The sequence below is a fragment of the Photorhabdus sp. RM323S genome (genome assembly GCF_042879375.1).
GTDB lineage: Bacteria > Pseudomonadota > Gammaproteobacteria > Enterobacterales > Enterobacteriaceae > Photorhabdus > Photorhabdus tasmaniensis.
The window spans coordinates 1-1,543 of sequence record NZ_JBHFKZ010000140.1 but is presented as its reverse complement, the minus strand read 5'-3'; the positions used below and the strand labels follow the sequence as shown (position 1 = coordinate 1,543).

1 protein-coding gene is annotated in these 1,543 nt (G+C 45.1%); it reads left to right on the top strand.

The window, feature by feature from the left end; translation table 11 throughout:
* Positions 1–45 precede the first annotated feature (45 nt).
* Positions 46–1,485 carry an IS1182 family transposase gene (locus ACGF7G_RS22265; protein WP_387468455.1) on the top strand — a complete coding sequence of 480 codons (1,440 nt, stop codon included), beginning with the start codon at positions 46–48 and terminating at the stop codon, positions 1,483–1,485.
* Positions 1,486–1,543: the final 58 nt, after the last annotated feature.

The following is a 1,543-nucleotide window of genomic DNA, read 5'->3' as shown; positions in this document are numbered from 1 at the left end:
GGACTTTGATCTAATAAGGTTAGTACAAATAACGAGCTAACCGATATGTTAAAAGAACCTTCTCCTCAACAGTATCAGTTCGAAACCGTCACCCTTGATGAACTAGTTCCCGAAGACCACCTCGTTCGAAAAGTCGATGCCGTTATGGACTTCGAATTTATTCGGGATGCCGTTGCTCACCTTTATTGCCCTAATAATGGGCGACCTGCTATTGACCCAGTTCGATTGATTAAAATGATGTTACTGGGCTATCTATTTGGCATTCCTTCAGAGCGCAAACTCGTCAAAGAAATCCAGGTCAATATGGCCTATCGCTGGTTTTTACGCATGGGGTTAACGGAGAAAGTCCCTGATGCGTCAACCCTCAGCCAAAATCGCCTTCGTCGCTTCAATGGCAGTGATGTTTTCCAACAAATTTTTGACCATGTCGTTGAACAAGCCATCAGCGGCGGCATGGCGAACGGTCGTGTGCTTTATACCGATAGCACTCACTTGAAAGCGGATGCAAACCCGCGTAAAGCGATTAACGAAGAGCGTCCTATTGCACCGAGTGAATACATCGAACAACTCAACGCAGCCGTCGAAAAAGACCGAAAAAATCACGCAAAGAAGCCCTTACCCGCCGCAAAAAAATCGAGCGGAAACAGCGTCGTCAAAAACACTAAAGTGAGTACGACTGACCCTGACAGTGGTTTTATGCATCGGGATAATAAACCCAAAGGCTTCTTTTATCTCGACCATCGTACTGTCGATGGGAAGCACGGCATCATCATGGATACCCACGTCACAGCGGGAAATGTGCATGATAGCCAACCTTATATTGGTCGCTTGCAGCGACAAATTGAACGTTTTAACCTCAATACCGTGGCCGCAGGTGTAGATGCGGGCTACTTCACCGCGTCCGTGTGCCATCTTGCCAAAGAAATGAATATTGCCCTTGTCCCCGGTTATCGACGACCCAATAAAGGGAAAAATGACTATCAAAAGAAACACTTTCAATATGATGCCGAGCGAGATGTGTATGTTTGTCCTGCTGGAGAACTATTGACTTACAGTACGACTGACCGCAATGGCTATAAGCATTACAAATCCGACATCTCTCAATGCAAAATATGTGAACATCGCCAATCATGTACACAAAATAAAAAAGCACAAAAAACAGTGACTCGACATGTGTGGGAAGAAGCCAAAGAGTGGTCAAATGCGTTGAGACTGACAAAATGGGGCAAAAAAGTCTACGCAAGGCGAAAAGAGACGGTCGAAAGAAGCTTTGCCGATGCGAAACAACATCATGGTCACCGTTATGCGCGGTTCCGTGGGTTGAATAAAGTACAAATGCAATGCTTGTTGGCAGCCGCTGCACAGAATATGAAGAAGATGGCGCTGCTGGCGCTTATTTTTTATTTTTTTGGGCTAATGGAGGGGAAATTAAGGCAAGGAGGGGCTAAATATAGCTCGAAAAAGATATCGTTGATGGGATTTTAGAAAAATATCGCGATCGCGACCTTAGGTCGCTCAAATAAAGAACCCCATGCTAAAAATA